The organism is Streptomyces sp. NPDC107559, from assembly GCF_055657365.1.
The window spans coordinates 291,054-315,883 of sequence record NZ_JBVKBD010000005.1 but is presented as its reverse complement, the minus strand read 5'-3'; the positions used below and the strand labels follow the sequence as shown (position 1 = coordinate 315,883).

Genomic DNA, 24,830 nt, shown 5'->3' with positions numbered 1-24,830 from the left:
TCCCGGATACCCGCGGACCCGGTGAAAGCGGTGTCCCGGCACCCGGCATGATGGGCCGTGACAAGGGGGGAAACGGGATGCCATCACTGCGGAGGCTGCTCGCCGTACCCGTCTCCCTGCTGCTTCTCGGCCTGGCCCCGGCCGGCTCACAGGCACACTCCGGCCCGCCCGTGGACAGGGTCCTCGCGCAGCTGACGACGCAGGGCAAGGCGCCTGCGGCAGCCCTGCTGGCCCGGGACGGGAAAACCACCCGGTACGCCCAGGCCGGTCCTGGAATCTCCCGCCTCGACCACTTCCGCGCAGGCAGCATCACGAAGACCTTCATCGCGACGGTCGTCCTGCAACTGGCCGCCGAACACCGGCTGTCGCTGTCCGACACCGTGGAGAGCCACCTGCCCGGTCTGGTGCGCGGGGCAGGCAACGACGGGCGCGCGCTGACCCTGCGTTCCCTGCTCACCCACACCAGCGGCCTGTACGACTTCACCCGGGACACCGGGGGCACCGTCCCCGTCACCGCCACCCTGTCCGTGCGGCTCGCGCTCACCCACCCTCCGGCCGACCGTGGCCGATTCGCCTACTCCAACACCAACTACGTCCTGCTCGGCCTGATCGTCGAGCAGATCACCGGCCACTCGTACGCCACCGAGACCACGCGCCGTGTCATCGCTCCGCTGGGTCTGACCGGCACCTCCTTTCCCGGCTCCCGCACGTCCCTCCCCTCTCCGCACGGCCGCGCCCACGCCGCCGACGGGTCCGACGTCACCGCGCTCGACCCACGGGTGGCCGGGGCCGCGGGCGAGCTGGTGACCACGCTCGCCGATCTGGACCGCTTCTACGCGGCGCTGCTGGGTGGGGAGTTGTTGCCCCCGCGCGAGCTGCGCGAGATGCTCGACACCCGTGCCGCACACGGCTCGTACGGCATGGGGCTGTTCCCCGTGAAGCTGCCCTGCGGGACCGCGGTGTGGGGGCACAACGGACGCATCACCGGCAGCTACGTGCGCACCGCGGCCACCTCGGACGGTCGTCATGTCCTTACCTTCCGGGTGAACACGACGGAGATCGCGGACCCCGGCCTGGAACCGGCCCTCCTCACCGCCGAGTTCTGCCCCGGCATCTCGTAGAACGATCCGCGTTCGCCCCGGGATCCCGGCTTCCGTCACTCGTTCGGGTGCAGAGTGCCGCAAGCCGGCCGCCCTACAGCGGCACGATGTCCGGCGCCCCGAGCCGGGCCGCGTCGGCCGTCAGGTCGTCGGGCTGGAGCTGCGACTCCCGCTCCGCCTCCACCCGCTTGTCGTAGTGCTCGATCTCCCGCTCGATCTGGCTCTTGTCCCAGCCCAGCACCGGCGCCATCAGCTCCGCGGCCTCACGGGCGCTCAGCGTGCCCCGGTCGAAGGTCTCGATGGAGATGCGGGTGCGCCGGGTCAGCACGTCGTCCAGGTGCCGGGCGCCCTCGTGCGAGGCCGCGTAGACGATCTCGGCGCGCAGGTAGTCGTCGGCCGCCCGCAGGGGCTCCCCCAGCGACGGGTCCCCGGCGATCAGGTCGAGCAGCTCCTGCGTCGCCGAACCGAAGCGGTTCAGCAGATGCTCCACGCGCGCCACGTGCAGCCCGGTCTTCGCCGCGATCCGCGCCCGCGCGTTCCACAGCGCCGGGTAGCCCTCCGCGCCCAGCAGCGGGATGTTCTCGGTGACGCAGTCGGCGACCCGCATGTCGAGCCCGTGCACCGCCTCGTCCACCGCGTCCTTGGCCATCACCCGGTAGGTGGTGTACTTGCCGCCCGCCACGACCACCAGCCCCGGCACGGGATGGGCCACGGTGTGCTCGCGGGACAGCTTGCTGGTGGCGTCCGACTCGCCGGCCAGCAGCGGGCGCAGCCCGGCGTACACACCCTCGACGTCGTCGCGGGTCAGCGGCACCGAGAGCACCGAGTTCACGTGCTCCAGCAGATAGTCGATGTCGGCGCTGGAGGCGGCCGGGTGGGCCTTGTCGAGGTTCCAGCCGGTGTCGGTGGTCCCGATGATCCAGTGCCGGCCCCAGGGGATGACGAACAGGACGGACTTCTCGGTGCGCAGGATCAGTCCGGTGGAGGAGTGGACCCGGTCCTTGGGCACGACCAGGTGGATGCCCTTGGAGGCACGGACGTGGAACTGCCCGCGCTCGCCCACCATCGCCTGCGTGTCGTCGGTCCACACCCCGGTCGCGTTGACGATCTGTTTCGCGCGGACCTCGTACTCCCCGCCGCCCTCGACGTCCTCGACCCTGGCGCCGACCACGCGCTCGCCCTCGCGCAGAAAGCCGGTCACCCGCGCCCGGTTGGCGGCATGCGCGCCGTACCAGGCGGCGGTGCGCACCAGCGTGGCCACGTAACGGGCGTCGTCCATCTGGGCGTCGTAGTACTGAAGGGCGCCGACGAGCGCGTCCTTCCTCAGACACGGGGCGACCCGCAGGGCGTGACGCCGGGTCAGATGCCGGTGCGTGGGCAGGCCCCGGCCGTGGCCGCGGGCCATCGACATGGCGTCGTAGAGCGCCACGCCCGAACCGGCGTACAGCCGCTCCCAGCCCTTGTGCTGCAGCGGATACAGGAACGGCACCGGCTTCACCAGATGCGGCGCGAGGCGCTCCAGCAGCAGGCCGCGCTCCTTCAGCGCCTCCCTGACCAGCGCGAAGTCCAGCATCTCCAGATAACGCAGGCCGCCGTGGATCAGCTTGCTCGATCTGCTCGACGTACCCGACGCCCAGTCACGCGCCTCGACCAGTCCCGTGGACAGGCCGCGCGTCACGGCGTCGAGTGCGGTACCCGCGCCGACGACACCACCGCCGACGACGAGCACGTCCAGCTCACGCTCGGCCATGGATGCCAGTGACTCGGCGCGCTGCGCCGGCCCCAGTGTCGCTGTCCTCACCGCTGCCTCCCGCTCGTCGGTCGCGCCGGGCACACCCCGTGGGGCAGGACCGGGCCCGCATCCCCCATGCCCCAATCCTGACCGGGATGCCCGACTTCAGCCACCAGTCGCCCCCAGCCTGTGGACAACTTTCGCGGGACTGTCGGGAAACACAGCCGACCAATACCGCATCACGGTCATATTTACTCCTAGTGTTACATTGCGCTTCGCCCGTCTTGTCCTCACGGCTTGCGCACCTGTCCCGCTTCGGTTATTGGGAAGGACGGCCCACGCCATGCCCGCAGATCTCGCCGTCATCGGACTCGGCCCTCTCGGCCTGCCCCTGGCCCAGGCAGCCGTCGCCGCCGGTATCGCCACACTCGGCTACCGGACCGGGCCGGAATCCGGCTCGCTCAGCCCCGCCGAACTGCGCCGGATGCTCTCGGGGGGCTTCCGGACCGCCGCCGGGCCGGCCGAGCTGGGCCGGGTCCGCACCGCGGTCATCTGCGCGCCGACCCCGCGCGGCCCCGACGGCGGATTCGACCTGAGCCAGGTCGAGACGGCCGCCCGCACCCTGGCCGAGCGTCTGCGGCCGCACACCACCGTGATCCTGGAGTCCCCCGTGTACCCCGGGACCACCGAGGAATTCGTGCGCCCACTGCTGGAGGAGGTCTCGGGACTGCGGGCCGGCCGCGACTTCCACCTCGCCTACGCGCCGGGCCGGGTGGACCCCGGCAACCGCGACTTCACCCCGGCCAACACCCCCAAGGTCATCGGCGGCCTCACGCCCGCGTGCACCGAGTCCGCCGCCGCCTTCTACGGCCGGCTCACCGACAAGGTGGTACGCGCGCGTGGCCCCCGCGAGGCCGAGACCGTGCACCTCCTGGAGACCAACTACCGGCACGTCAACATCGCCCTCGTCAACGAGATGGCCGTCCTCTGCCACGACCTGGGCGTCGACCTGTGGGACGTCATCCGCTGCGCGGAGACCAAGCCGTTCGGCTTCCAGGCCTTCCGCCCCGGCCCCGGCGTCGGCGGCCACGCCGTCCCGCAGGACCTGACCGGCCAGGCGGGCCGCACCCTGCGGATGGTCGAGCTCGCCCAGCAGGTCAACAGCCGGATGCCCCGGTACGTCGTGCAGCGCGCCGCGGCCCTCCTCAACGAGCACGGGAAGTCGGCGCGCGGCGCGCGCGTGCTGCTGCTAGGCGTCACCTACAAGGCCGACCTGGCCGACCAGCAGGCCACCCCCGCGCACGAGATCGCGACCCGGCTCATGGAGCTCGGCGCCTCGGTCAGCTACCACGACCCGCACGTGCCGTCCTGGAGCGTCCTGGACCGCCCGGTGCCCCGCGCGGACTCCCTCTACGAGGCGGCGGCCCACGCCGACCTCACGATCCTGCTCCAGCAGCACCGCACGTACGACATGCAGGGCCTGTCGGTGAAGGCCCAGCTCCTGCTCGACACCCGGGGCGCGACTCCGACGGGGGCCGCGCACCGGTTGTGACGGGGCAAATTCCGTGACGGGTTGTCACTCCCCCCTGCTAACGTGCGCAAGCTCTCGCACACCAGTGCGCCCGCGACGCGGGCGCCCCCAGGTGTGCGCCGACGTCTCGCGCACACCACGGGTGCGCCCGCATCCCTGGGGGGATCCACATGAGCCAGACCACGCCGCCGCCCGTTCCGCCGGCCGACAACCCGTACGCGGGGCAGTCCGACCAGTCGGCCCGGCCCGACCCGGCTCGGGGGCTCGAACAGACCGGTGACCCGCAGGGCACGCCGCAGCCGGGCTCCCCGGTCGCACCCACCGCCCCCGCCGCCCCCGCCGCTCAGGTGCGCGACAACTTCGTGCTCGGTCTCGCCGCCGCCGTCGGCGCGGGCCTGGTCTCCGCGATCCTGTACGGCATCGTCGTCGGCCTCACCGAGCACGAGATCGGCTACGCCGCCGTCGGTGTCGGCTTCCTGGTCGGCATCGCCGCGGGCCGCGCCGGCGGTCGCAGCCAGTCCCTGCCGGTCGCCGCCGTGATCGTCTCGGTGGCCGCGATCTACCTCGGCCAGTTGATCGGCACGGCCATGCTCGGCGCGAAGGAGATCGGTGTCGGCTTCAGCGAGGTCTTCTTCGACCACTTCGGCGTGGTGCAGGATGCCTGGCAGGAGACGGCCGACCCGCTGACCTTCGTCTTCTTCGCGATCGCCGCGTACGTGGCGTTCCAGAGCACCCGGAGGAACGGGGTCCGGTGATTCCTGTCTGGCTGTTCCTGTTCCTGCTCGGCCTCCCGGCCGCGGTGGCCGGGGGCCGGATCGCCTTCGACGTGCGAGGCGCCGCCACCGCGATGGTGGCCTCCCAGCAGCGCAGCCACGAGCTGCGCGCCGCCGCGACGGGTGACTTCACACCCCCGGCCAGGTGGACACCGTTCTCGGCTTCCGGATGTTCCACGCGTTCGTCGGCCTGGTCGGCGTCGCCCTGCTCCTCGGGGGCGTCGCCGAGCTGCTGACGGCTGGCTGACGGCGACCGCTGTCCGGAAGAGACGACCGCTGTACGGGAGAAGGGCCCGCCCCACCGAGTGGTGGGGCGGGCCCTTCTCCCGTACGGGCGTACGGCCGCTGCGGCCGTGGGGACTACCGCTTGTGCTGCGAGTCCGCCACCGTCACCTCGACCCGCTGGAACTCCTTGAGCTCGCTGTAGCCGGTGGTGGCCATGGCCCGGCGCAGGGCGCCGAAGAGGTTCATCGAGCCGTCCGGGGTGTGCGAGGGGCCGGTGAGGACCTCCTCCAGCGTGCCGACCGTGCCGAGGTCGACCTTCTTGCCGCGCGGCAGCTCCTCGTTGACGGCCTCCATGCCCCAGTGGTGGCCCTTGCCGGGCGCGTCCGTGGCACGGGCGAGCGGGGAGCCCATCATCACCGAGTCGGCGCCGCAGGCGATCGCCTTGGGCAGGTCGCCGGACCAGCCGACCCCGCCGTCCGCGATCACGTGCACGTACCGGCCGCCGGACTCGTCCATGTAGTCGCGGCGGGCGGCCGCCACGTCGGCGACGGCCGTGGCCATCGGGACCTGGATGCCCAGCACGTTGCGCGTGGTGTGCGCGGCGCCGCCGCCGAAGCCGACCAGCACGCCGGCCGCGCCGGTGCGCATCAGGTGCAGGGCCGCGGTGTACGTGGCGCAGCCGCCGACGATCACCGGGACGTCGAGCTCGTAGATGAACTGCTTCAGGTTCAGCGGCTCGTGCGAGCCGGAGACGTGCTCCGCCGACACGGTCGTACCGCGGATGACGAAGATGTCCACGCCCGCGTCGACGACCGCCTTGGAGAACTGGGCCGTGCGCTGCGGGGAGAGCGCCGCCGCCGTGACCACGCCGGAGTCGCGCACCTCCTTGATGCGCTGCCCGATCAGCTCCTCCTTGATGGGAGCCGCGTAGATCTCCTGGAGGCGCCGGGTGGCGGTGTCGTCGTCCAGCCCGACGATCTCGTCGAGCAGCGGCTGCGGGTCCTCGTACCGCGTCCACAGGCCCTCGAGGTTCAGCACGCCCAGGCCGCCCAGCTCACCGATACGGATCGCGGTGGCCGGGGAGACGACCGAGTCCATGGGGGCGGCCAGGAAGGGCAGCTCGAAGCGGTAGGCGTCGATCTGCCAGGCGATCGAGACCTCCTTCGGGTCCCGCGTACGGCGGCTGGGGACGACGGCGATGTCGTCGAAGGCGTACGCCCGGCGGCCGCGCTTGCCGCGCCCGATCTCGATCTCAGTCACGTCTGTGGCCTTTCCCTCTGCGTTTCAGCGTCTACCAGTATCGCCGACGGACACGCCGAGGGCGGCCCCGGAGCTCCGGAGCCGCCCTCGTCCGCGCCTCGGACGTGCCGTCAGGTACGAACGCCGTACCTGACCTGGTGCGTGTTCTCGTACGACCTCACGCGCGCGTGCCCCGGTACGGGATCACGCGCGCGTGCGGGTCACTTGCTGCGGCTGTAGTTGGGTGCCTCGACCGTCATCTGGATGTCGTGCGGGTGGCTCTCCTTGAGACCCGCGGAGGTGATCCGCACGAAGCGGCCCTTGGACTCCATCTCCTCGATGGTGGCGGCGCCCACGTAGCCCATGGTCTGGCGCAGGCCGCCGACGAGCTGGTGCAGCACGTTCGCGAGCGGGCCGCGGTAGGGCACCTGGCCCTCGACGCCCTCGGGCACGAGCTTGTCGTCGGAGGCGACCTCGGCCTGGAAGTAGCGGTCCTTGGAGTAGGAACGGCCCTGGCCGCGGGACTGCATGGCACCGAGCGAGCCCATGCCGCGGTACGACTTGAACTGCTTGCCGTTGATGAAGAGCAGCTCGCCCGGCGACTCCTCGCAGCCGGCCAGCAGGCTGCCCAGCATCACCGTGTCGGCACCGGCGGCGAGCGCCTTGCCGATGTCGCCGGAGTACTGCAGGCCGCCGTCACCGATCAGCGGGACGCCGGCCGCGCGGGCGGCGAGGGACGCCTCGTAGATGGCGGTGACCTGCGGGACGCCGATGCCGGCGACCACGCGGGTGGTGCAGATGGAACCGGGGCCCACGCCCACCTTGATGCCGTCGACACCGGCGTCGATCAGCGCCTGCGCGCCGTCGCGGGTGGCGACGTTGCCGCCGATCACGTCGACCGGGACGCTCGACTTGATCTTGGACATCCAGCTGAGGGCGTTGCTGTTGTGGCCGTGCGAGGTGTCGACGACCAGGAAGTCCACGCCGGCCTCGGCGAGGGCCTGGGCGCGCTCCAGCGCCTCGGGGCTGGCGCCGACCGCGGCACCGACGAGCAGGCGCCCCTCGGCGTCCTTGGCGGCGTTGGGGTACTTCTCGGCCTTGACGAAGTCCTTGACCGTGATGAGGCCCTTGAGGACGCCGTCGTCGTCGACCAGCGGAAGCTTCTCGATCTTGTGCTTGCGCAGCAGCTCCATGGCCTCGACACCGGTGGTGCCGACCTTGCCGGTGACCAGCGGCATCGGCGTCATGACCTCGCGCACCTGGCGGCTGCGGTCGGACTCGAAGGCCATGTCACGGTTGGTGACGATGCCGAGGAGCTTGCCGGCCGGGTCGGTCACGGGCACGCCGCTGATGCGGAACTTCGCGCAGAGCGCGTCCGCGTCGGCGAGCGTCGCCTCCGGGCTGACCGTGATGGGGTCGGTGACCATGCCGGACTCGGACCGCTTGACCAGGTCGACCTGGTTCACCTGGTCCTCGACGGAGAGGTTGCGGTGCAGCACGCCGACACCGCCCAGGCGGGCCATCGCGATGGCCATGCGGGACTCGGTCACCTTGTCCATGGCGGCCGAGAGCAGCGGAATGTTGACGCGCACGTTGCGCGAGATGCGGGACGAGGTGTCGACCGCGTTGGGGAGCACTTCCGATGCACCCGGCAGCAGCAGCACGTCGTCGTAGGTCAGCCCGAGTGTCGCGAATTTTCCGGGCACTCCGTCGACGTTGGCAGTCATGACACCTTCCCCAAATGGCCTTGATCGGTGCGGATGTCCATGCTAACGGGAAGCAGGGGTCGCTCATTCCACGGTTTCCACTGTCCGGAGCGACTCCGGACTTCGTATGTTCGTACGGGAACGCGTACGGGAACAAGGGATCGCCCGTTCAGGTCCGGCACGCGGCCGAGAGCCCGGACGGCCAGGTCCGGCGCGTGACCGAGGGCTCCGGCGGCCGGACCGGCCCCCTGCCGCCTGCCGACGATCCGGCCCGGTGACATGGCCCGCTCACTGCTCGGCGAGCGCCCGCAGTCGGCTGAGCGCCCGGTGCTGAGCCACCCGGACCGCACCGGGTGACATTCCCAACATCTGGCCCGTTTCCTCCGCCGTCAGCCCCACCGCGATCCGCAGCAACAGCAGCTCGCGCTGGTTCTCGGGAAGGTTGGCCAGCAGTTTCTTCGCCCACTCCGCGTCGCTGCTGAGCAGCGCCCGCTCCTCGGGACCCAGCGAGTCGTCGGGGCGTTCCGGCATCTCGTCGGACGGGACGGCCGTCGAACCGGGGTGGCGCATCGCGGCACGCTGGAGATCGGCCACCTTGTGCGCGGCGATGGCGAAGACGAACGCCTCGAAGGGGCGGCCGGTGTCCCGGTAGCGGGGCAGGGCGAGCAGGACGGCGACGCAGACCTCCTGCGCCAGGTCCTCCACGAAGTGGCGCGCGTCGCCCGGCAGCCGGGACAGCCGGGTGCGGCAGTACCGGATCGCCAGGGGATGGACGTGGGCGAGCAGGTCGTGCGTGGCTTGATCGTCCCCGTCGACGGCACGGTGGACCAGTGCACCGATCGCCCCCGGGGCAGTGGCCACGTCGTCCTCACGCATCGGACCATGGTGCCCTGCGGCCGATTGGTCCGCGGCACCGCGTCCATCGTTGTGCACCGAAGCGTTATGAGCAGGTGCGCCGGAACTCATCTCCTGCGCCCTCCTCTTCCGTTCGACCGACTCGTCCCCGAGGAACTCCACACCTCAAGGATGCGGCATCCGCGGCGAAACAGGCAGCGGGCACCCGGCGTGCCCGGTTGCCATCCCCGCCCACCTTGAGGTAGGCGGGGACCACCTGGGACTTCCTACGGGTTGTGCTGCCCCCGCGACGACGCACCCGGTCCATCCGGCACGCCTAGCGCACCAGGCCCCAGCGGAACCCGAGCGCCACCGCGTGCGCACGGTCCGAGGCGCCGAGCTTCTTGAAGAGGCGTCGGGCGTGCGTCTTGACGGTGTCCTCGGAGAGGAACAGCTCCCGGCCGATCTCGGCGTTGGAGCGGCCGTGGCTCATGCCCTCCAGGACCTGGATCTCACGCGCGGTGAGCGTGGGCGCGGCGCCCATCTCGGCCGAGCGCAGCCGGCGCGGGGCGAGCCGCCAGGTCGGGTCGGCGAGGGCCTGCGTGACGGTGGCGCGCAGTTCGGCACGCGAGGCGTCCTTGTGCAGATAGCCGCGGGCGCCGGCGGCCACCGCGAGGGCGACTCCGTCCAGGTCCTCGGCGACGGTGAGCATGATGATGCGCGCACCGGGGTCGGCGGACAGCAGCCGCCGTACGGTCTCGACGCCGCCCAGGCCGGGCATGCGTACGTCCATCAGAATCAGGTCCGAGCGGTCGGCCCCCCAGCGGCGGAGGACTTCCTCGCCGTTGGCTGCCGTCGTCACGCGCTCGACGCCGGGCACGGTCGCGACCGCGCGGCGGAGCGCCTCTCGGGCAAGCGGGGAGTCGTCGCAGACGAGGACGGATGTCATGGCCGCCCTCCGCAGCTGATGCGCGTCACCTTGTGCCTCCAGGCTGGTACGAAATCGTCACCTGTGCGGTCGACCGTCTCGGACGCCTGCCCGAGCGTTTGCGTTCTCAACCGCATCCGCACTCTCAACGACGGTCACTCGAAAGAGTTACGGGGCTCTGTGCCATCTTCGGCACTCTACGTGAGGGGACGGACACGGGGCAGTCGCGCGCGGCTGTCCTACCGTCTTTCATCACAAGCCATGCCCCATTTAGACCCATTTCTTCCCATCTGTTGGTGTCCGAGGCTAGATTCGCAATGAGTCATATTTTCATCTCCTTAGATCGTAGATGTACGGTCGTGAGCACCGTATCCGCTCAGAACGGCTGCAAGGGGTCACGCAATGGCAGATTTCTCCCGCCTTCCCGGACCGAACGCGGACCTGTGGGACTGGCAGCTCCTCGCCGCCTGCCGCGGGGTGGACAGCTCGCTGTTCTTCCACCCGGAGGGCGAGCGCGGAGCGGCCCGGAGCGCTCGTGAGAACTCGGCCAAGGAGGTCTGCATGAGGTGTCCGGTCCGCGCGCAGTGCGCGGCGCACGCACTGGCGGTGCGCGAGCCGTACGGCGTGTGGGGCGGATTGACCGAGGACGAGCGCGAAGAGCTCATGGGCCGGGCACGCAACCGGCTCGTATCGGCGTCGGCCACCGGCATGGACGGCGGCTCGAACACCTGAAGGAACGTTTCTTCACAAACGTCTGGACGTAACGCACGAACCGACGCACGGACTGACACACGAACTGACGTACGGACTGACGTACGGACTGACGTACGGACCGGCGCACGGACGTCATGACGCCATAGCCGGAACGCCATGGACATGCGGGCATGGCCTGGCAGCAGTGCGGCCACCACCGGGGAGCTGTGTGCGCGCCCCCGGCGTACGTGTTGAGCGGTGCCCCGGCAACCCGGGACGCCCGACACTTCCGGAGCCCCGGCGAACGGCCGACGCTTCCGGTAATTCAGCGGACGCCCGACGCTTCCGGTGTCTCAGCGGACACCCCCGGCGCTTCCGACGTCTCAGCGAACGGCCCCCGGCGCTCCCGGCGTCTCAGCAGACGCCCCCCGATAGTCCCGACGTCTCAGCGGACGCCCCCCGACACTCCCGGCGTCTCAGCGGACGGCCGCGCGCTCCAGCTCCGCCAGCGTCGCCGCCACCGCCGGCACCTGAGCCAGATCGGGCAGCGTGAGCGCGACGATCCTCCGCCGCACCGCCGGCTCCACCGTCACGGTGCGCACCCCTCTGGGACGTACGGACTCGACCGCGAGCTGGGGCAGCACGGCGACGCCGAGACCGGCACCCACCAGGCCGACCACCGCGGGGTAGTCGTCGGTGGCGAAGTCGATGCGCGGGGTGAAGCCCGCGCTCTCGCACGCCTCGACCAGTTGCCCGCGACAGCGCGGACAGCCCGCGATCCACGGCTCCCGGGCGAGTTCGCCGATGTCCACGGACTGCGCGCGGGCCAGCCGGTGGTTCTCGGGCACCAGGCCCACCAGGCGGTCGGTCAGCAGGGGGCGTACGACGAGGTCGTCCCATTCCTCCGCGCCCGCCGCGCTCTCGTAGCGGAAGGCGAGCGCCACGTCGCAGTCGCCGTCGCGGAGCTTCTCGACCGACTCGGGCGGCTCGGCCTCCTCCAGGGAGACGCGGGTGCCGGGGTGCGCGGCGCGCAGCGCGGCGAGGGCCGCGGGCACGAGGGCGGAGCTGCCGCTGGGGAAGGAGACCAGCCGGACCCGGCCCGCGCGCAGACCGGCGATGGCGGCGACCTCCTCCTCGGCGGCGGTGAGTCCGGCGAGGATGCCGGCCGCGTGCCGGACGAGGGCCTCGCCGGCCTGGGTCAGGCGCATCTCACGGCCGCTGCGGATGAGCAGCGGGGTGCCGACCGACGCCTCCAGGGCCTTCATCTGCTGACTGACGGCGGGCTGGGTGCAGCCCAGCTCGCGCCCCGCCGCGGAGAAGGAGCCGGTGGTGGCGACGGCGCGCAGAACGCGGAGATGACGGGCCTCGATCACCCTTCGAGCATAAGCGGTTCTTGGATGCGGCGCCCAATAATGCGTCGACGCTTTGGGGCTGGGCCCATTAGCGTGCATCCATGAAGCTTCTCTCGGTGAACCTCGGCCGCCCGCGGGCCGTGCCCTACACGGATCAGGCGGAGGGCCTGACCGGCATCGACAAGCGGCCGGCCGACGGACCCGTGCGGGTGGCCGCCCCCGGGCCGAAGGGGACCGGCGGGAGCGGGCTGGCCGGGGACGCGGTGTGCGACAGACGGCACCACGGCGGCGACGACCAGGCCGTGTACGCGGTCGCGCGCGAGGACCTCGACGACTGGGAACGCGAACTGGGCCGGACGCTCGCCAACGGCATGTTCGGCGAGAACCTCACGACCCTCGGGGTCGACGTGTCCGGCGCGCGGATCGGCGAGCGCTGGCGCGTCGGGCGCGGGGTGGTGCTGGAGGTGACCTGCGGGCGGATCCCGTGCCGCACCTTCCAGGGCCACCTGGGTGAGTCGAGGTGGGTGAAACGGTTCACGCATAAGGGTGCCCCGGGCGCCTATCTCCGGGTGATCGAGCCCGGTGAGATCAGGGCGGGAGATCCGGTCGAGATCGTGCACCGGCCGGACCACGACGTGACCGTGGCCCTCCAGTTCCGGGCGTCCACGACGGAACGGGAACTGCTGCCGCGACTGCTCCCGGCCGGCGAGGCACTGCACCCGGAGTCGCTGGCCGCGGCCCGGAAGTACGTGGAACAACAGCGGTCCTGAACCGTCGTCACGCGCCCCCGGACAAGCCTCGTACACCCCGGGAGGCCGCGTGGGCCGGGCGGACCCGGACCGTCCGGAAGCCCCGTGGGCCGGGCGGACCCGGACCGTCCGGGAGCCTCGCAGGCCGGGCGGACCCGGCCGTCCCGATGTCCGCCGCACCGAGCGGACCAACAGCGTCCGGGTAACTACCCTTGGGCCATGACAACGGCTCTGATTACGGGATCGACGGCGGGCATCGGTGCCGCGTTCGCGCGGCGGCTGGCCGCGGACGGGCACAACCTCGTGCTGGTGGCACGCGACACCAAGCGGCTTCGGGAGCAGGCGACCGAACTGCACGACCGGCACGGCATCGAGGCGGAGGTGCTCACGGCGGACCTCGCGTCGGACGACGGCATCGACCTGGTGGCGGACCGGCTCGCCGACCGCAGGAACCCCGTCGACCTGCTGGTCAACAACGCGGGCTTCGGCAACAAGGGCCGTTTCCTCGACGTGTCGATGGCCGACGAGCTGAAGATGCTCAAGGTGCACTGCGAGGCGGTGCTGCGGCTGACGGCCGCGGCGACCGGCGGGATGCGCGAGCGCGGTCGCGGCGGAGTCGTCAACGTCGCCTCGGTCGCGGCCTTCGTGCCCCGGGGCACGTACGGGGCGTCCAAGGCGTGGGTCGTGCAGTTCACGCAGGGAGCCGCGCGGGACCTGGCGGGCAGCGGCGTACGGCTGATGGCGCTGTGCCCGGGATTCGTGCGGACCGAGTTCCACCAGCGGGCCGGGATGGGCACGGACAACATCCCGGACTGGATGTGGCTGGACGCCGACAAGCTGGTCGCGGCGGCGCTCGGCGATCTGGCGCGCGGGAAGACCCTGTCCGTCCCCGATCCGCGCTACAAGGTGCTGATGGGCCTGGTGAAGGTGACCCCGCGGGGGCTGCTGGGCGGTGTCACCTCGCGGACGGGGCGCAAGTACGGGCCCCAGTGAGCGCCGGCGCGGCCCGGCCGGCGCCGGACAGGTGACGTCGCCGCTCCGGTGCGAGAATGGCCGGAGGGAACCGGACCGAGGGGGGCCGGAGGCGGCGTCATGACGTTCGTACAGCTCATCGAGTGCAGGACGAGCCGGTTCGACGAGATGAACCGGCTGCTGGACACCTGGGTCGAGGAGACCAGGGGCAGACGGAGCGCGACACACGATCTGATCGGCCAGGACCGGTCGGACGACGCGCACTTCGTACAGATCGTGGAGTTCCCCTCGTACGAGGACGCGATGCGCAACTCGCATCTCCCCGAGACCGACCGGATCTTCCAGGAGATGGCCGCCCTCTGCGACGGGATGCCGACCTTCACCGATCTCGAGGTGGTGCGCGACGAGCAGTTGTACGCGGCCAACGCGCGCAGGCTCTTCGAGCTGATCGCCACCGCCGGTGAACTGCCTCCGTTGAACAGTGTGATGGCGGAGCAGTACCACGACCACGACCCCGCCAACGAGCAGGACACGCTCGGGCTGGACAACATGCGGCGCGAGTTCGAGATGTGGCGGGGCGCCTTCGACTTCGCGTTCACCATGGACGAGCAGATCTGCCAGGACGACCGGGTGTGCACCCGCTGGACCTGGCACGGCACGCACCGCGGCGACTTCCTGGGCATCCCGGCCACCGGCCGGCGGGTGTCGATGACGGGCACGACCGTCTTCCGGTGCGGCGAGGACGGCAAGCTCGTCGAGGGCTGGTGGCAGTACGACAGACTCGGGCTGATGGCGCAGCTGGGAGTGCTGGACGCACTGGAGAACTGAGCCGTCGGTTTCCGTACGGACCCGCGAGGGGCGAAGCCCCCGTTCCCTGTCACAGGGAACGGGGGCTTCCGCCGCGCCGCGCTGCTCGGTGGCGGTACGGGTCGGGTGCCGCCGAGGTCGCGAGTTCCGCCGGACAGCACTCCGCCCCGCCGCGGCGAGTTGCGGCGGGGCGGGGCGGAGTGGGCGGGCCTGGGGCAGTCGGCGGTGTCCCTGTCGGGGGCCGCCGGTGCCGGGTCAGGACCCGCCGGGGTCAACGGGGTGCGTCAGTGGGAGTGGCCGTGACCGTGACCGGCGGCGGCCGGCTCCTCCTCTTCCTTCTTCTCGACGACCAGGGTCTCGGTCGTCAGGAGGAGGGAGGCGATGGACGCGGCGTTCTCCAGGGCGGAGCGGGTGACCTTCACCGGGTCGATGACGCCGGCCTTGACCAGGTCGCCGTACTCGCCGGTGGCGGCGTTGAAGCCCTGGCCCTTGTCGAGGTCGGCGACCTTGGAGGTGATGACGTAGCCCTCCAGGCCGGCGTTCTCGGCGATCCAGCGCAGCGGCTCGACGACCGCGCGGCGGACCACGGCGACACCGGTGGCCTCGTCGCCGGTCTTGTCGAGGTTGCCCTCCAGGACCTTGGCGGCGTGGACCAGCGCGGAGCCACCACCGGAGACGATGCCCTCCTCGACCGCGGCGCGGGTCGCGGAGATGGCGTCCTCCAGACGGTGCTTCTTCTCCTTCAGCTCCACCTCGGTGGCGGCGCCGACCTTGATCACGCACACGCCGCCGGCCAGCTTCGCGAGGCGCTCCTGGAGCTTCTCGCGGTCCCAGTCGGAGTCCGTGTTCTCGATCTCGGCCTTGATCTGGGCGACGCGGCCGTGCACGTCGGCGGTCTCGCCGCCACCGTCCACGATCGTGGTGTCGTCCTTGGTGACGGTCACGCGGCGGGCCGAGCCCAGCACGTCGATGCCGACCTGGTCGAGCTTGAGGCCGACCTCCTCGGAGATGACCGTGGCGCCGGTGAGGATCGCCATGTCCTGCAGCATCGCCTTGCGGCGGTCGCCGAAGCCGGGGGCCTTGATGGCGACGGCGTTGAACGTGCCGCGGATCTTGTTGACGACCAGGGTCGACAGGGCCTCGCCCTCGACGTCCTCGGCGATGATCAGCAGCGGCTTGGAGGAGTTGGTCTGGATGACCTTCTCCAGCAGCGGCAGCAGGTCCTGGATGGAGGCGATCTTGCCCTGGTTGATGAGGATGTAGGGGTCCTCCAGGACGGCCTCCATGCGCTCCTGGTCCGTCACGAAGTACGGCGACAGGTAGCCCTTGTCGAAGGCCATGCCCTCGGTGAAGTCCAGCTCCAGACCGAAGGTGTTGGACTCCTCGACGGTGATGACACCGTCCTTGCCGACCTTGTCCATGGCCTCGGCGATGAGCTCGCCGACCTGCTGGTCCTGGGCGGACAGCGCGGCCACGGCGGCGATGTCGGACTTCTCGTCGATCGGGCGGGCCGAGGCGAGCAGTTCGTCGGAGACGGCCTTGACCGCGGCGTCGATGCCCTTCTTCAGGGCGGCCGGGGAGGCACCGGCGGCGACGTTCTTGAGGCCCTCGCGCACGAGCGCCTGGGCGAGCACCGTGGCGGTGGTGGTGCCGTCACCCGCGACGTCGTTCGTCTTGGTGGCGACCTCCTTCACCAGCTGGGCGCCGAGGTTCTCGTACGGGTCCTCGATCTCCACCTCACGGGCGATGGTCACGCCGTCGTTGGTGATGGTCGGGGCGCCGAACTTCTTGTCGATGACGACGTTGCGGCCCTTGGGGCCGATCGTCACCTTGACCGTGTCGGCAAGCTTGTTGACGCCGCGCTCGAGGGCGCGACGGGCGTCCTCGTCGAACTTCAGGATCTTCGCCATGGGAGCGTTTGCCCTCTCGGAAATCTCGAGGTGAATCAGGGTGAACGACTGCGCCCCCGACGCCCGGCTGATTAATGGTCGCGGGGGCCAGGGGCGCAGTTCAAAACAAAGTGCTTCGCGAGGAAGCGAGGTGACTACTTCTCGATGATCGCGAGGACGTCGCGAGCCGAGAGGACGAGGTACTCCTCGCCGTTGTACTTCACCTCGGTGCCGCCGTACTTGCTGTACAGCACGATGTCGCCGGTCTTGACGTCGAGCGGAAGACGCTCGCCGTTCTCGAAGCGGCCCGGGCCCACGGCCAGGACGACGCCCTCCTGGGGCTTCTCCTTGGCGGTGTCCGGGATGACCAGGCCAGAGGCCGTGGTCTGCTCGGCGTCCAGCGGCTGGACCACAATGCGGTCCTCGAGCGGCTTGATGGCAACCTTGGAGCTGGTGGTCGTCACGATCCGACCTCCCCCTTCGGAGATCTCACGGGGTTAACTGTCTGAGGTGGCGACCAGGTGGATCCGTCGTCGCGGGTGCCGGACCTGCCCGTCGCGTGTTGGCACTCTCCAGGGGGGAGTGCCAGAGCCGAGACTATGACCGCGATTAGCACTCGGTCAAGCGGAGTGCCAATTGCGGACGGCGCGGCGCGGTTTTTCGCGCCCGGCCGGCGGCGGCGCGGGGCTCGGCGGGTGATGCCGTCCGCCGCACTCGAGACGGTTCGCGCGCGAGACGGTTCGCGCGCGGCCGCGCTACACGTAGTCCTCCAGCCGAGCCACCGTCAGTCCCTGTTCCTGGATCCGGCGCAGCAGGTGGGTGGTGCGCTTCCTGAGGGTCGGGGCCGGGGTCTCGTCCGGGCCGACGGCCACGATGTCGCCGGGGAGCAGCCGGTGCGAACCCCTGGTGTACGTCAGGCCGGCCGCGCCCATCGACACCCGCCACAGCACCAGCGTCGAGATACCGCACCGGGCGGCGGCCCGCAGGGTGGCGTGGTCGTACGTCCCGTAGGGCGGCCGGAGCAGCCGCGGGCGCAGGCCGAAGCGGGTCCTGAGCTTCTCCTGCTGCCCGCAGATCTCCGCGCGCTGGCCGACGTACGGCAGTCCGCGCAGGGACGGGTGGTCGAGGGTGTGGTTCTGCAGGCTCGCGCCGACCGAGCGCAGCCGGGCGAAGTGGCCGTACCCCGGTCCGGCGACGCTGTCGGTGAGGAACATGCTGACCGGGAGCCGCAGTTCGCGGACCATGTCGACGAACCGGGGGTCGCGTTCGGCGCCGTCGTCGTAGGTGAGGAAGACGACCCGGTCGTGGGTCCTGACCCGGTCGACCACCGTCGGCAGGCCCGGTGCGGTGGCGGTGAGCGGCCGGGCCGCCCGCCGGGGGGCCTGGGCCAGCGGGGCCGACAGACCCCAGTGGCGGTACGCCTGTCGGGCGCCAGGGCCGTGCGGTCGCACCCCCTGGGCCGCCTTCCTGCCCAGCCGTTCGATCGGGTCGACGGACTGGGCGCAGCCGGTGAGCAGCAGTACGGCCGACGCCAGCACTCCCGCGGTCAGCGCCCGCAGCCTCACAGGTAGTCCTCCAGGCGGGCCACCGCGTAGCCCTTGTCGGTCACCTTCCGGAGGAACCGGCGGATCATGTCGGGCATGGTGCCCCGCCAGTCGGATCGGCCCCGGAAGTGGGTCAGGACGATGTCGCCGGGGTGCAGGTCCTGGTCCCACTCGCGGTACTCCCAGTGGTCGACGAAGACCTCCTCGTCCCAGATCGGGGCGTACTTGATGCCGCAGGCCTTCGCGGCGACCAGGGTGTCCCGGTTGCAGTTGCCGTAGGGCGGGCGGAAGACGGTCGGGCGCCTGCCGTACTGACGCTCGATCACGTCCTGCATGCCGCAGATCTCGCGCTTCTGTTCCTCGTAGGACAGTCCGGGGAGGTAGGGGTGGTGCAGGGTGTGGTTGTTCAGGACCACCCCGCTGCGCTGCATCTTCTTGAAGTAGCCGTAGTCGTCGTTGATCAGGTAGTCGCTGAGGGAGGCGGTGTACGGGATCTTCAGCTCGCTCATCATGCGCAGGAACGCCGGGTCCTTCTCGGCGCCGTCGTCGATGGTGAGGAAGACGATCCTCTTCTTGGTGGGGATCGTGGTGAAGACCGGGGGCAGGTTCCGCTCCCGCCGGCCGTCGACCTCGAAGCCGTCGCGAGCGGTGATCCGCGGCTTCCTCGCCGGCGGCGCCGGGGGTGTCAGCGGGACCCGGGCCAGGCCCCAGCGCCGGGACGCGGCCACCCGTGCCGCGTACTCGGCGCGCAGCCGGCCCGCGTAGGCGTCGAGGGCGCGGGCCGGGGGTGCCTGGAGCCCCTGCTGTCCGGGGGCCGGGCGCACCTGGGCGGCCCCGCCGCCCTGCGCACAGCCCGAGGCGGCGACGGCGAGCGTGGCGATACCGCCGCGGATCCGGGAGCCCCGGCAGACGCGGGAAACCCTGGAGATCCGGGAGCTTCTCAAAGTCCCAACAAAAGCATTTTTTTCAGCTTGTACGACTACTCGCATGTTGCCGGATCCTCCCAGCCCAGGGCCGCCGGCCGGGCCCGACACCGCCACCGGAGGCGCGCCGTCCACCGACTGGCCCACAATGAGCCGGTGAACGACCTGGACGCCCTCCTCACGCCCGAAGGCCGCGCCCTCCTCCACGAGGTCCGCGACACCGCCCCGGCCGACGAACTCGCCGTCGCCACCCGGCTGCGCCGCGAGCACCCTGCCGACCTGGTGTCGGCGGCGCTCGGCCAGGCCCGGCTGCGGCAGCGGGCGGCGGCGAAGTTCGCGGCCGAGGACGCGGAGCGGATGTTCTTCACGCCCAACGGGGTGGAACAGTCCACCCGGGCGACGGTGGCCGCCTACCGCGCGCGGCGGTTCGAGGAGCTCGGCGTGACCTCGGTCGCGGACCTGTGCTGCGGCATCGGCGGCGACGCGATCGCGCTGGCCCGCGCCGGCATCCGGGTCCTGGCCGTGGACCGCGACCCGACGACGGCGGCCGTGGCGCGCGCGAACGCCGAGGCGCTGGGGCTCGCCGACCTGATCGAGGTGCGGGAGGCGGACGTCACGGAGGTGGACGTGTCGTCGTACGACGCCGTCTTCGTGGACCCGGCGCGCCGGGGCGGGCGGGGCCGCATCTTCGATCCGGAGGCGTACTCGCCGCCGCTGTCCTGGGCGGTGCGGACGGCCCTGGCGGCCCCGCGTGCCGCGCTGAAGGTCGCGCCCGGCATTCCGCACGAGGCGGTGCCCGCCGAGGCGGAGGCCGAGTGGATCTCGGACGGTGGGGACGTGAAGGAGGCGGTGCTGTGGTTCGGGACGAGCCCGGGGGCGGTGCGCTCCACCCTGCTGCCCGGCCCGCGCACCCTGCTCTCCCGCGGCCTGCCCGACCCCGGGGTCCGTTCCGTCGGACGCTACTTGTACGAGCCCGACGGCGCCGTCATCCGTGCCCATCTGGTGGCGGAGGTGGCCGAGGAGGTCGGCGGCGGCCTCCTCGACGAGACGATCGCGTACGTGACGTCGGACGAACTGCGCCCGACCGTGTACGCCTCGGCGTACGAGATCACCGACCAGCTCCACTTCAGCGTCAAGCGGCTGAAGGCGCTGCTGCGGGAGCGGGAGGTCGGGGTGCTGACCGTCAAGAAGCGCGGGTCGGCGGTGGAACCGGAGGAGCTGCGGCGCAAGGTCAAGCCGCAGGGGCCGCACGCGGCGACGGTGTTCCTCACCCGGGTGGCGGGGGCGCCGACGATGCTGATCGGCCGTCCGGCCTAGGGCCTGCCCCAGGGGCGCTTCCGGCGGCGCGGGCCTGTGGCCGGGTGCGGGTCCGCCGTGGCCGGTCGCGCAGTTCCCCGCGCCCCTTTTGGCGCTGTTCAGGGTGTGGGTTCGTCCGCTCGTCGTCGCAGCAGCCGTCTTTCCCGTTCGTTGCGGGCCAGGGCGGCCGCTCGTGCGAACTCCGTCCGTGCCTCCGCCGTGCGGCCCAGCCGTGCCAGCAGGTCCCCCCGGACGCTCGGCAGCAGGTGGTAGTCCCGCAGGGCGGGTTCGGCGGCCAGCGCGTCGACGATCTCCAGGGCCGGGGCCGGACCGTCCGCCATCGACACGGCCACCGCGCGGTTGAGTTCGACGACCGGGGAGGGGGCGCGGACGGCGAGGAGACCGTACAGGGTCGCGATGGCCCGCCAGTCGGTGTCCTCGTAGGTGTGGGCGTGGGCGTGGCAGGCGGCGATCGTGGCCTGGAGTACGTACGGGCCGGGGACGCCGGTGACAGTGGCGTCGGCACGGGCGAGGGCGTCGACGCCACGGGCGACGAGCATGCGGTTCCAGCGGCGGCGGTTCTGGTCCTTGAGCAGGATCGGCTCGCCGTCGGGGCCGGTGCGGGAGGCGGTGCGGGAGGCCTGGAACTCCAGCAGGGAGGCGAGCCCGTGCACCTCGGGCTCCTTGGGCATCAGCGCCGCGAGCTGCCGGGCGAGCCGCAGGGCGTCCTCGCACAGCGCCGGGCGCAGCCAGTCGTCCCCGGCGGTGGCCGCGTACCCCTCGTTGAAGATCAGGTAGATGACGTCGAGGACCGAGCCGAGGCGGGCCTCGCGGTCGGGGCCGCCGGGCACCTCGAAGGCGACGTTCCGGGTGGCGAGGGTCCGTTTCGCGCGGACGATGCGCTGGGCGAGCGTCGGCTCCGGGGTGAGGAAGGCGCGGGCGATCTCGGACGTGCTCAGGCCGCCGAGCAGGCGCAGGGTCAGGGCGGTGCGGGCCTCGGCGGACAGCACCGGGTGGCAGGTGGTGAAGACCAGCCGGAGCAGGTCGTCGTCGATGTCGTCCGGGTCGGCGGGCTCCTGCGCCGGCACCGTGGTCTCCAGGTCGCGGCCGATCTCCGCGAGCTTGCGGGCGTAGTTCTCCCGGCGGCGGACCAGGTCGACGGCGCGGCGGCGGGCGGTGGTGACGAGCCAGGCGCCCGGGTTGTCGGGCACCCCGTCCCGCGGCCACTGCTCCAGGGCCGCGACCAGGGCGTCCTGGGCCAGTTCCTCCGCGATGCCGATGTCACGCACGATCCGGGTGGCGGCGGCGATGACGCGGGGGGACTCCAGGCGGAAGACGGTCTCGATGACGCCGCGCGGGTCGGCGGGGGGTTGCGAGCTCACAACCCCCCATCGAACACCCCCGCACTGACAACACCCAGTGCGGAACCGCTCAGCCCTCGGCGATCTGGCGCACCTCGCAGGTCACCGTCCAGAAGTCCTCGTGCACCTTCAGGAAGCGCTTGGTCCACTCCACGGCCTCGGCCATGTCCTTGCACTGCATGATGGCGTAGCCGCCGACGACCTCCTTGGCCTCGGTGAAGGGCCCGTCGGTCACGGACAGCTCCCCGCCCGCGTAGTGGACGCGCTTGCCCTGCGCACTGGGCGTCAGGCCCTCCGTCTGGAGCATGACACCGGCCTTGGTGATCTCCTCGATCAGTTCACCCATCCGCTGCATCAGCTCGGGGCTGGGTCCCTCGGCGGGCGCGGTGGACTCGTCGATCTGCACGAGCGAAAGGAAGCGGGGCATGGTGACTCCTCACGGCGATGGGCGACCCGTACGGTGCCGAGTCTCCCGGGCGGGGTCCTTCCCCGCCTCTCACCTGTGCGTCGAACAAGGGAGGGCCGGATCGACACGGTCGCCGAAATTCTTCGAAGAATTTTCTCCGGGGTGTGTTTCCGCAGGTCATCGGCATGATCTGAACGAGGTGCCCTACCGCAGGGACTCCCACAGCTCGCTCGCCGCCGGTTCCCGGGCCACCACCCGGTTGGGATCCGACGGGGCGGTCACCACCGGCATCATCACCGTCTCGACCCGGTCGGCCGCCAGGCCCTTCAGGCTCTCGCCCAGGCTGGTGAGTTCGCCCAGCGAGTCGAGTCCGGTGTCGGTGGTCAGGCTGCCGGTGACGGCGTCGGCGACCCCGTAGAGCTCGGTGGGATCGGTCAGCAGGTCGATCGAGGCGATCTGCGTCAGCAGCGCCTTCACCAGCTTCTGCTGGAGGCCGATGCGGCCGAGGTCGCTGCCGTCGCCTATGCCGTGCCGGGTGCGGGCCAGGGCGAGGGCCTGCTTGCCGTCCAGGTGATGGGTGCCCGCCGCGAGGTGCAGATGACTGTCGTCGTCGTCGATGTCCTCGTCGGTGGTGACGGTGACCCCGCCGAGCGCGTTCACCAGTTTCGCGAAGCCGGAGAAGTCGATCTCGATGTAGTGGTCCATCCGTACGCCGGTGATCGACTCGACGGTCTTCACCGCGCAGACCGGACCGCCCACCGCGTACGCGCTGTTGAACATCGCGCCGTAGGCCACCGCCGTCGAGCGCCCCGACGACAGCGGGCAGGACGGACGGGTGACGAGGGTGTCACGCGGGATGCTGACCACGGTGGCCGTGGTGCGGCCCGCGTCGAGGTGCACGACCATCGCCGTGTCGGAGCGGGCGCCGGAACTGCTGCCGCCGCCCAGTTCCCGGTTCTCGGCGCCGCTGCGCGAGTCCGAGCCCAGCACCAGGATGTTCAGCGCCCCGGTCGGCGGCGCGGAGGCGGCGGCCGAGGGGGACGCCGACCCGCCGGACGTGGGCGCGGCCACCGCCCTGGCCGGGCGGTCGTCGCCGAGCGCGCTGTTGATGTCGACGCTCTTGATGTTGTTGTTCAGATGCCAGTAGACCCATCCCGTCGCCGCGACGCCGAGCACCAGAGCGCCCGCGAGGGTGAGGCCGGCGGCCCTCAGGACGATCGACCGCCGGCCTCCGCGTCCGCCCGTGTCCCAGTCCTGTTTCTCGTCGTGTCCGGTCACGCAGAGGAACGTAAGTCCGAATTATTACAACGGGCTTGTCTAGGACAGTTTTCTTCAGAAAATCTCACTTTTCTCAGGGTGAGCTCAGTGCGATCTCAACCCAGTGTCACCGTGGGCAGCGGATTGCTCCCGCTCCAGGACGCGTTGAACCCGAACGTCACCGAACCGCCGTCCGGGACCGACCCGTTGTAGGAGGCGTTCACGCACGAGACGGCCGCGCCCGACTGGGTGCAGGTCGCGTTCCAGGCCTGGCTGATCTGCTGGCCCGCGCCGTACGTCCAGACCGCCTTCCACGAGGAGAGCGAGGCGCCGGAGCAGGCGATCCTCACCTGGCCGGTGAAGCCGGTGTTCCACTGGTTGACCACGCTGTACGTCGCCGTGCAGGCGCCGGTGGAGGGCGGCGGCGTGGTCGTCGTACCGCCGAGCGCCTCGACCACGCCGTAGTACGCGGGCTTCGGCGCGTAGTTCGCGTCGTACAACGTCGCCGCCCCGTACCCCGGGAAGGTGCTGTCGACCCAGGAGTCGGAGTCGGTGAAGCCCCAGACGGTCAGGTTGACACAGCGCGTCACGGCCACGCAGGCGGAGGTGACCGCCTTGTAGTCGGCGGCCTGCTGGGCCAGTTCCGTGCTGTCGGCCGGCAACGCCATCCGGATGTCCAGCTCGGTGATCGCCACGTCGACGCCGAGGTCGGCGAAGCGCTGGATGTTCTGCTGGAGCGTGGCGGGCACCTGGCCGAGGATCAGATGGGCCTGGAGGCCCACGCCGTCGATCGGGACGCCGCGCTCCTTCAGGGACTTGACCAGGTTGTACAGGGCGGTGCTCTTGGCGTTGACGCCCTCGACGTTGTAGTCGTTGATGTACAGCTTGGCGGCCGGGTCGGCGGCTCGCGCCCAGGTCAGAGCGCTGGCGATGTAGTCGGCGCCGAGGCCGTTGTACCAGAGGGTCGAACGGTAGGTGCCGTCCTCGTTGAAGGGCTCGTTGACCACGTCCCAGGCGGTGATCCTGCCCTTGTAGCGGCCCACCTCGGTGCTGATGTGGTTCTGGAGCAGACTGCTCAGCTGGGCGGCTGTCCAGCTGCCGTTGGTCAGCCAGCTCGGGTTCTGGCTGTGCCAGACCAGGGTGTGGCCGCGCACCTGCTGGTCGTGCGCCTGCGCGAAGGCGACGATCTGGTCGGCCTCGGCCCAGTTGAAGGTGCCCTGGGTCGGCTCGACCGACCCCCACTTCATGGCGTTGCCCGGGGTGAGCGAACCGAACTGGGCCCCGGCGATGTCGCCGTAGCTCCCGGTGAGCTTGGAGCCGGTGACCGCCGTGCCGACGACCTTGCCCTTGGCGGCCGCGAGGTCGCGCAGGGGGGTGTCGGCGGCCTGGGCGGACGTCATGCCGGCGGCGAGCAGGGCGCCGACGGCGGTGACGCCGGTGAGCAGGGCGGCGAGCCGGATGCGTAAGGATGACGATCTGGAGGTTCTCATTGCGGGTGCCTCCGAAAGTTTCG

The 24,830-nt window shown here is 71.1% G+C and carries 22 protein-coding genes; 8 read left to right on the top strand and 14 right to left on the bottom strand.

The window, feature by feature from the left end:
- Window positions 1-77: 77 nt before the first annotated feature.
- The gene (locus ACZ7OY_RS18575; protein ID WP_471912323.1) at window positions 78-1,121 is read left to right on the top strand and encodes a serine hydrolase domain-containing protein; all 1,044 of its coding nucleotides are present in this window, start codon (window positions 78-80) and stop codon (window positions 1,119-1,121) included.
- 73 nt (window positions 1,122-1,194) lie between these two features.
- Here ACZ7OY_RS18575 and ACZ7OY_RS18570 read toward each other — a convergent pair whose 3' ends face one another.
- Window positions 1,195-2,901 carry a glycerol-3-phosphate dehydrogenase/oxidase gene (locus tag ACZ7OY_RS18570; protein WP_471912322.1) on the bottom strand — a complete coding sequence of 569 codons (1,707 nt, stop codon included), beginning with the start codon at window positions 2,899-2,901 and terminating at the stop codon, window positions 1,195-1,197.
- A 274-nt stretch (window positions 2,902-3,175) separates the two neighbouring features.
- Between ACZ7OY_RS18570 and ACZ7OY_RS18565 the strand changes: the two genes are divergently transcribed.
- On the top strand, window positions 3,176-4,384 hold the full coding sequence (locus ACZ7OY_RS18565; RefSeq protein ID WP_471912321.1) for a nucleotide sugar dehydrogenase: 1,209 nt from the start codon (window positions 3,176-3,178) through the stop codon (window positions 4,382-4,384).
- Window positions 4,385-4,533: 149 nt separating this feature from the next.
- On the top strand, window positions 4,534-5,118 hold the full coding sequence (locus ACZ7OY_RS18560) for a hypothetical protein (protein ID WP_471912320.1): 585 nt from the start codon (window positions 4,534-4,536) through the stop codon (window positions 5,116-5,118).
- A 378-nt stretch (window positions 5,119-5,496) separates the two neighbouring features.
- On the opposite strand, the gene ACZ7OY_RS18555 is transcribed toward ACZ7OY_RS18560, so the two are convergent.
- The 4 genes from ACZ7OY_RS18555 to ACZ7OY_RS18540 form a co-directional block, all read right to left on the bottom strand.
- Window positions 5,497-6,621 carry a GuaB3 family IMP dehydrogenase-related protein gene (locus ACZ7OY_RS18555; protein WP_162468510.1) on the bottom strand — a complete coding sequence of 375 codons (1,125 nt, stop codon included), beginning with the start codon at window positions 6,619-6,621 and terminating at the stop codon, window positions 5,497-5,499.
- Window positions 6,622-6,821: 200 nt separating this feature from the next.
- A complete protein-coding gene (gene guaB, locus ACZ7OY_RS18550; RefSeq protein ID WP_471912319.1) occupies window positions 6,822-8,327 on the bottom strand; it encodes an IMP dehydrogenase in 1,506 nt (501 codons plus the stop codon).
- Window positions 8,328-8,594: 267 nt separating this feature from the next.
- Window positions 8,595-9,182, bottom strand: coding sequence for a sigma-70 family RNA polymerase sigma factor (locus tag ACZ7OY_RS18545; protein WP_152887323.1), 588 nt, complete (start codon window positions 9,180-9,182; stop codon window positions 8,595-8,597).
- A gap of 295 nt (window positions 9,183-9,477) precedes the next feature.
- Window positions 9,478-10,089: a response regulator transcription factor gene (locus ACZ7OY_RS18540; protein WP_003948568.1), complete on the bottom strand. Its 612-nt coding sequence runs from the start codon at window positions 10,087-10,089 to the stop codon at window positions 9,478-9,480.
- 381 nt (window positions 10,090-10,470) lie between these two features.
- Between ACZ7OY_RS18540 and ACZ7OY_RS18535 the strand changes: the two genes are divergently transcribed.
- On the top strand, window positions 10,471-10,800 hold the full coding sequence (locus ACZ7OY_RS18535) for a WhiB family transcriptional regulator (protein ID WP_351609568.1): 330 nt from the start codon (window positions 10,471-10,473) through the stop codon (window positions 10,798-10,800).
- Between the two features lie 437 nt (window positions 10,801-11,237).
- Here ACZ7OY_RS18535 and ACZ7OY_RS18530 read toward each other — a convergent pair whose 3' ends face one another.
- Window positions 11,238-12,134, bottom strand: coding sequence for a LysR family transcriptional regulator (locus ACZ7OY_RS18530; RefSeq protein WP_351609566.1), 897 nt, complete (start codon window positions 12,132-12,134; stop codon window positions 11,238-11,240).
- Between the two features lie 80 nt (window positions 12,135-12,214).
- On the opposite strand from ACZ7OY_RS18530, the gene ACZ7OY_RS18525 reads away from it, so the two are divergent.
- From ACZ7OY_RS18525 to ACZ7OY_RS18515, 3 genes are all read left to right on the top strand, one after another.
- Window positions 12,215-12,883 (top strand): MOSC domain-containing protein, encoded by a 669-nt coding sequence (locus tag ACZ7OY_RS18525; RefSeq protein ID WP_471912318.1) that lies wholly within the window; start codon window positions 12,215-12,217, stop codon window positions 12,881-12,883.
- A 198-nt stretch (window positions 12,884-13,081) separates the two neighbouring features.
- The gene (locus ACZ7OY_RS18520) at window positions 13,082-13,855 is read left to right on the top strand and encodes an SDR family NAD(P)-dependent oxidoreductase (protein WP_351609560.1); all 774 of its coding nucleotides are present in this window, start codon (window positions 13,082-13,084) and stop codon (window positions 13,853-13,855) included.
- A gap of 99 nt (window positions 13,856-13,954) precedes the next feature.
- Window positions 13,955-14,662: an ester cyclase gene (locus ACZ7OY_RS18515; RefSeq protein ID WP_471912317.1), complete on the top strand. Its 708-nt coding sequence runs from the start codon at window positions 13,955-13,957 to the stop codon at window positions 14,660-14,662.
- A 263-nt stretch (window positions 14,663-14,925) separates the two neighbouring features.
- On the opposite strand, the gene groL is transcribed toward ACZ7OY_RS18515, so the two are convergent.
- The 4 genes from groL to ACZ7OY_RS18495 all read right to left on the bottom strand — a co-directional run bounded on the left by groL (window position 14,926) and on the right by ACZ7OY_RS18495 (window position 18,967).
- Window positions 14,926-16,551 (bottom strand): chaperonin GroEL, encoded by a 1,626-nt coding sequence (groL, locus tag ACZ7OY_RS18510; protein WP_471912316.1) that lies wholly within the window; start codon window positions 16,549-16,551, stop codon window positions 14,926-14,928.
- Window positions 16,552-16,685: 134 nt separating this feature from the next.
- Window positions 16,686-16,994 (bottom strand): co-chaperone GroES, encoded by a 309-nt coding sequence (gene groES / locus ACZ7OY_RS18505; protein ID WP_003998759.1) that lies wholly within the window; start codon window positions 16,992-16,994, stop codon window positions 16,686-16,688.
- A 291-nt stretch (window positions 16,995-17,285) separates the two neighbouring features.
- Entirely contained in the window at window positions 17,286-18,095 is an 810-nt protein-coding gene (locus tag ACZ7OY_RS18500; RefSeq protein ID WP_471912315.1) for a polysaccharide deacetylase family protein, read from the bottom strand.
- Complete coding sequence (locus ACZ7OY_RS18495; protein WP_471912447.1) at window positions 18,092-18,967, bottom strand: polysaccharide deacetylase family protein; 876 nt, start codon at window positions 18,965-18,967, stop codon at window positions 18,092-18,094. Before ACZ7OY_RS18495 ends, ACZ7OY_RS18500 begins: the two co-directional genes overlap by 4 nt.
- Before the next feature lie 186 nt (window positions 18,968-19,153).
- Between ACZ7OY_RS18495 and ACZ7OY_RS18490 the strand changes: the two genes are divergently transcribed.
- The gene (locus ACZ7OY_RS18490) at window positions 19,154-20,314 is read left to right on the top strand and encodes a class I SAM-dependent methyltransferase (protein ID WP_471912314.1); all 1,161 of its coding nucleotides are present in this window, start codon (window positions 19,154-19,156) and stop codon (window positions 20,312-20,314) included.
- A gap of 98 nt (window positions 20,315-20,412) precedes the next feature.
- Here the strand turns inward: ACZ7OY_RS18490 and ACZ7OY_RS18485 are convergent, their stop codons facing one another.
- The 4 genes from ACZ7OY_RS18485 to ACZ7OY_RS18470 form a co-directional block, all read right to left on the bottom strand.
- Window positions 20,413-21,675 (bottom strand): RNA polymerase sigma factor, encoded by a 1,263-nt coding sequence (locus ACZ7OY_RS18485; RefSeq protein ID WP_471912313.1) that lies wholly within the window; start codon window positions 21,673-21,675, stop codon window positions 20,413-20,415.
- Window positions 21,676-21,724: 49 nt separating this feature from the next.
- Window positions 21,725-22,081, bottom strand: a complete 357-nt coding sequence (locus ACZ7OY_RS18480; protein ID WP_351609536.1) for a YciI family protein — start codon at window positions 22,079-22,081, stop codon at window positions 21,725-21,727.
- A 183-nt stretch (window positions 22,082-22,264) separates the two neighbouring features.
- Complete coding sequence (locus tag ACZ7OY_RS18475) at window positions 22,265-23,338, bottom strand: LCP family protein (protein WP_471912312.1); 1,074 nt, start codon at window positions 23,336-23,338, stop codon at window positions 22,265-22,267.
- 95 nt (window positions 23,339-23,433) lie between these two features.
- Window positions 23,434-24,807, bottom strand: coding sequence for a glycoside hydrolase family 10 protein (locus ACZ7OY_RS18470; RefSeq protein WP_471912311.1), 1,374 nt, complete (start codon window positions 24,805-24,807; stop codon window positions 23,434-23,436).
- Between the last annotated feature and the right edge of the window lie 23 nt (window positions 24,808-24,830).

Excerpts from the sequence above, each read along its gene's own strand:
- ACZ7OY_RS18525 (WP_471912318.1), top strand. The coding sequence starts at position 12,215 with ATGAAGCTTCTCTCGGTGAACCTCGGCCGCCCGCGGGCCGTGCCCTAC.
- ACZ7OY_RS18560 (WP_471912320.1), top strand. The coding sequence starts at position 4,534 with ATGAGCCAGACCACGCCGCCGCCCGTTCCGCCGGCCGACAACCCGTAC.
- ACZ7OY_RS18470 (WP_471912311.1), bottom strand. The coding sequence starts at position 24,807 with ATGAGAACCTCCAGATCGTCATCCTTACGCATCCGGCTCGCCGCCCTG.
- ACZ7OY_RS18480 (WP_351609536.1), bottom strand. The coding sequence starts at position 22,081 with ATGCCCCGCTTCCTTTCGCTCGTGCAGATCGACGAGTCCACCGCGCCC.
- ACZ7OY_RS18575 (WP_471912323.1), top strand. The coding sequence starts at position 78 with ATGCCATCACTGCGGAGGCTGCTCGCCGTACCCGTCTCCCTGCTGCTT.
- ACZ7OY_RS18520 (WP_351609560.1), top strand. The coding sequence starts at position 13,082 with ATGACAACGGCTCTGATTACGGGATCGACGGCGGGCATCGGTGCCGCG.
- ACZ7OY_RS18540 (WP_003948568.1), bottom strand. The coding sequence starts at position 10,089 with ATGACATCCGTCCTCGTCTGCGACGACTCCCCGCTTGCCCGAGAGGCG.
- groL (WP_471912316.1), bottom strand. The coding sequence starts at position 16,551 with ATGGCGAAGATCCTGAAGTTCGACGAGGACGCCCGTCGCGCCCTCGAG.
- guaB (WP_471912319.1), bottom strand. The coding sequence starts at position 8,327 with ATGACTGCCAACGTCGACGGAGTGCCCGGAAAATTCGCGACACTCGGG.
- ACZ7OY_RS18515 (WP_471912317.1), top strand. The coding sequence starts at position 13,955 with ATGACGTTCGTACAGCTCATCGAGTGCAGGACGAGCCGGTTCGACGAG.
- ACZ7OY_RS18545 (WP_152887323.1), bottom strand. The coding sequence starts at position 9,182 with ATGCGTGAGGACGACGTGGCCACTGCCCCGGGGGCGATCGGTGCACTG.
- ACZ7OY_RS18535 (WP_351609568.1), top strand. The coding sequence starts at position 10,471 with ATGGCAGATTTCTCCCGCCTTCCCGGACCGAACGCGGACCTGTGGGAC.
- ACZ7OY_RS18565 (WP_471912321.1), top strand. The coding sequence starts at position 3,176 with ATGCCCGCAGATCTCGCCGTCATCGGACTCGGCCCTCTCGGCCTGCCC.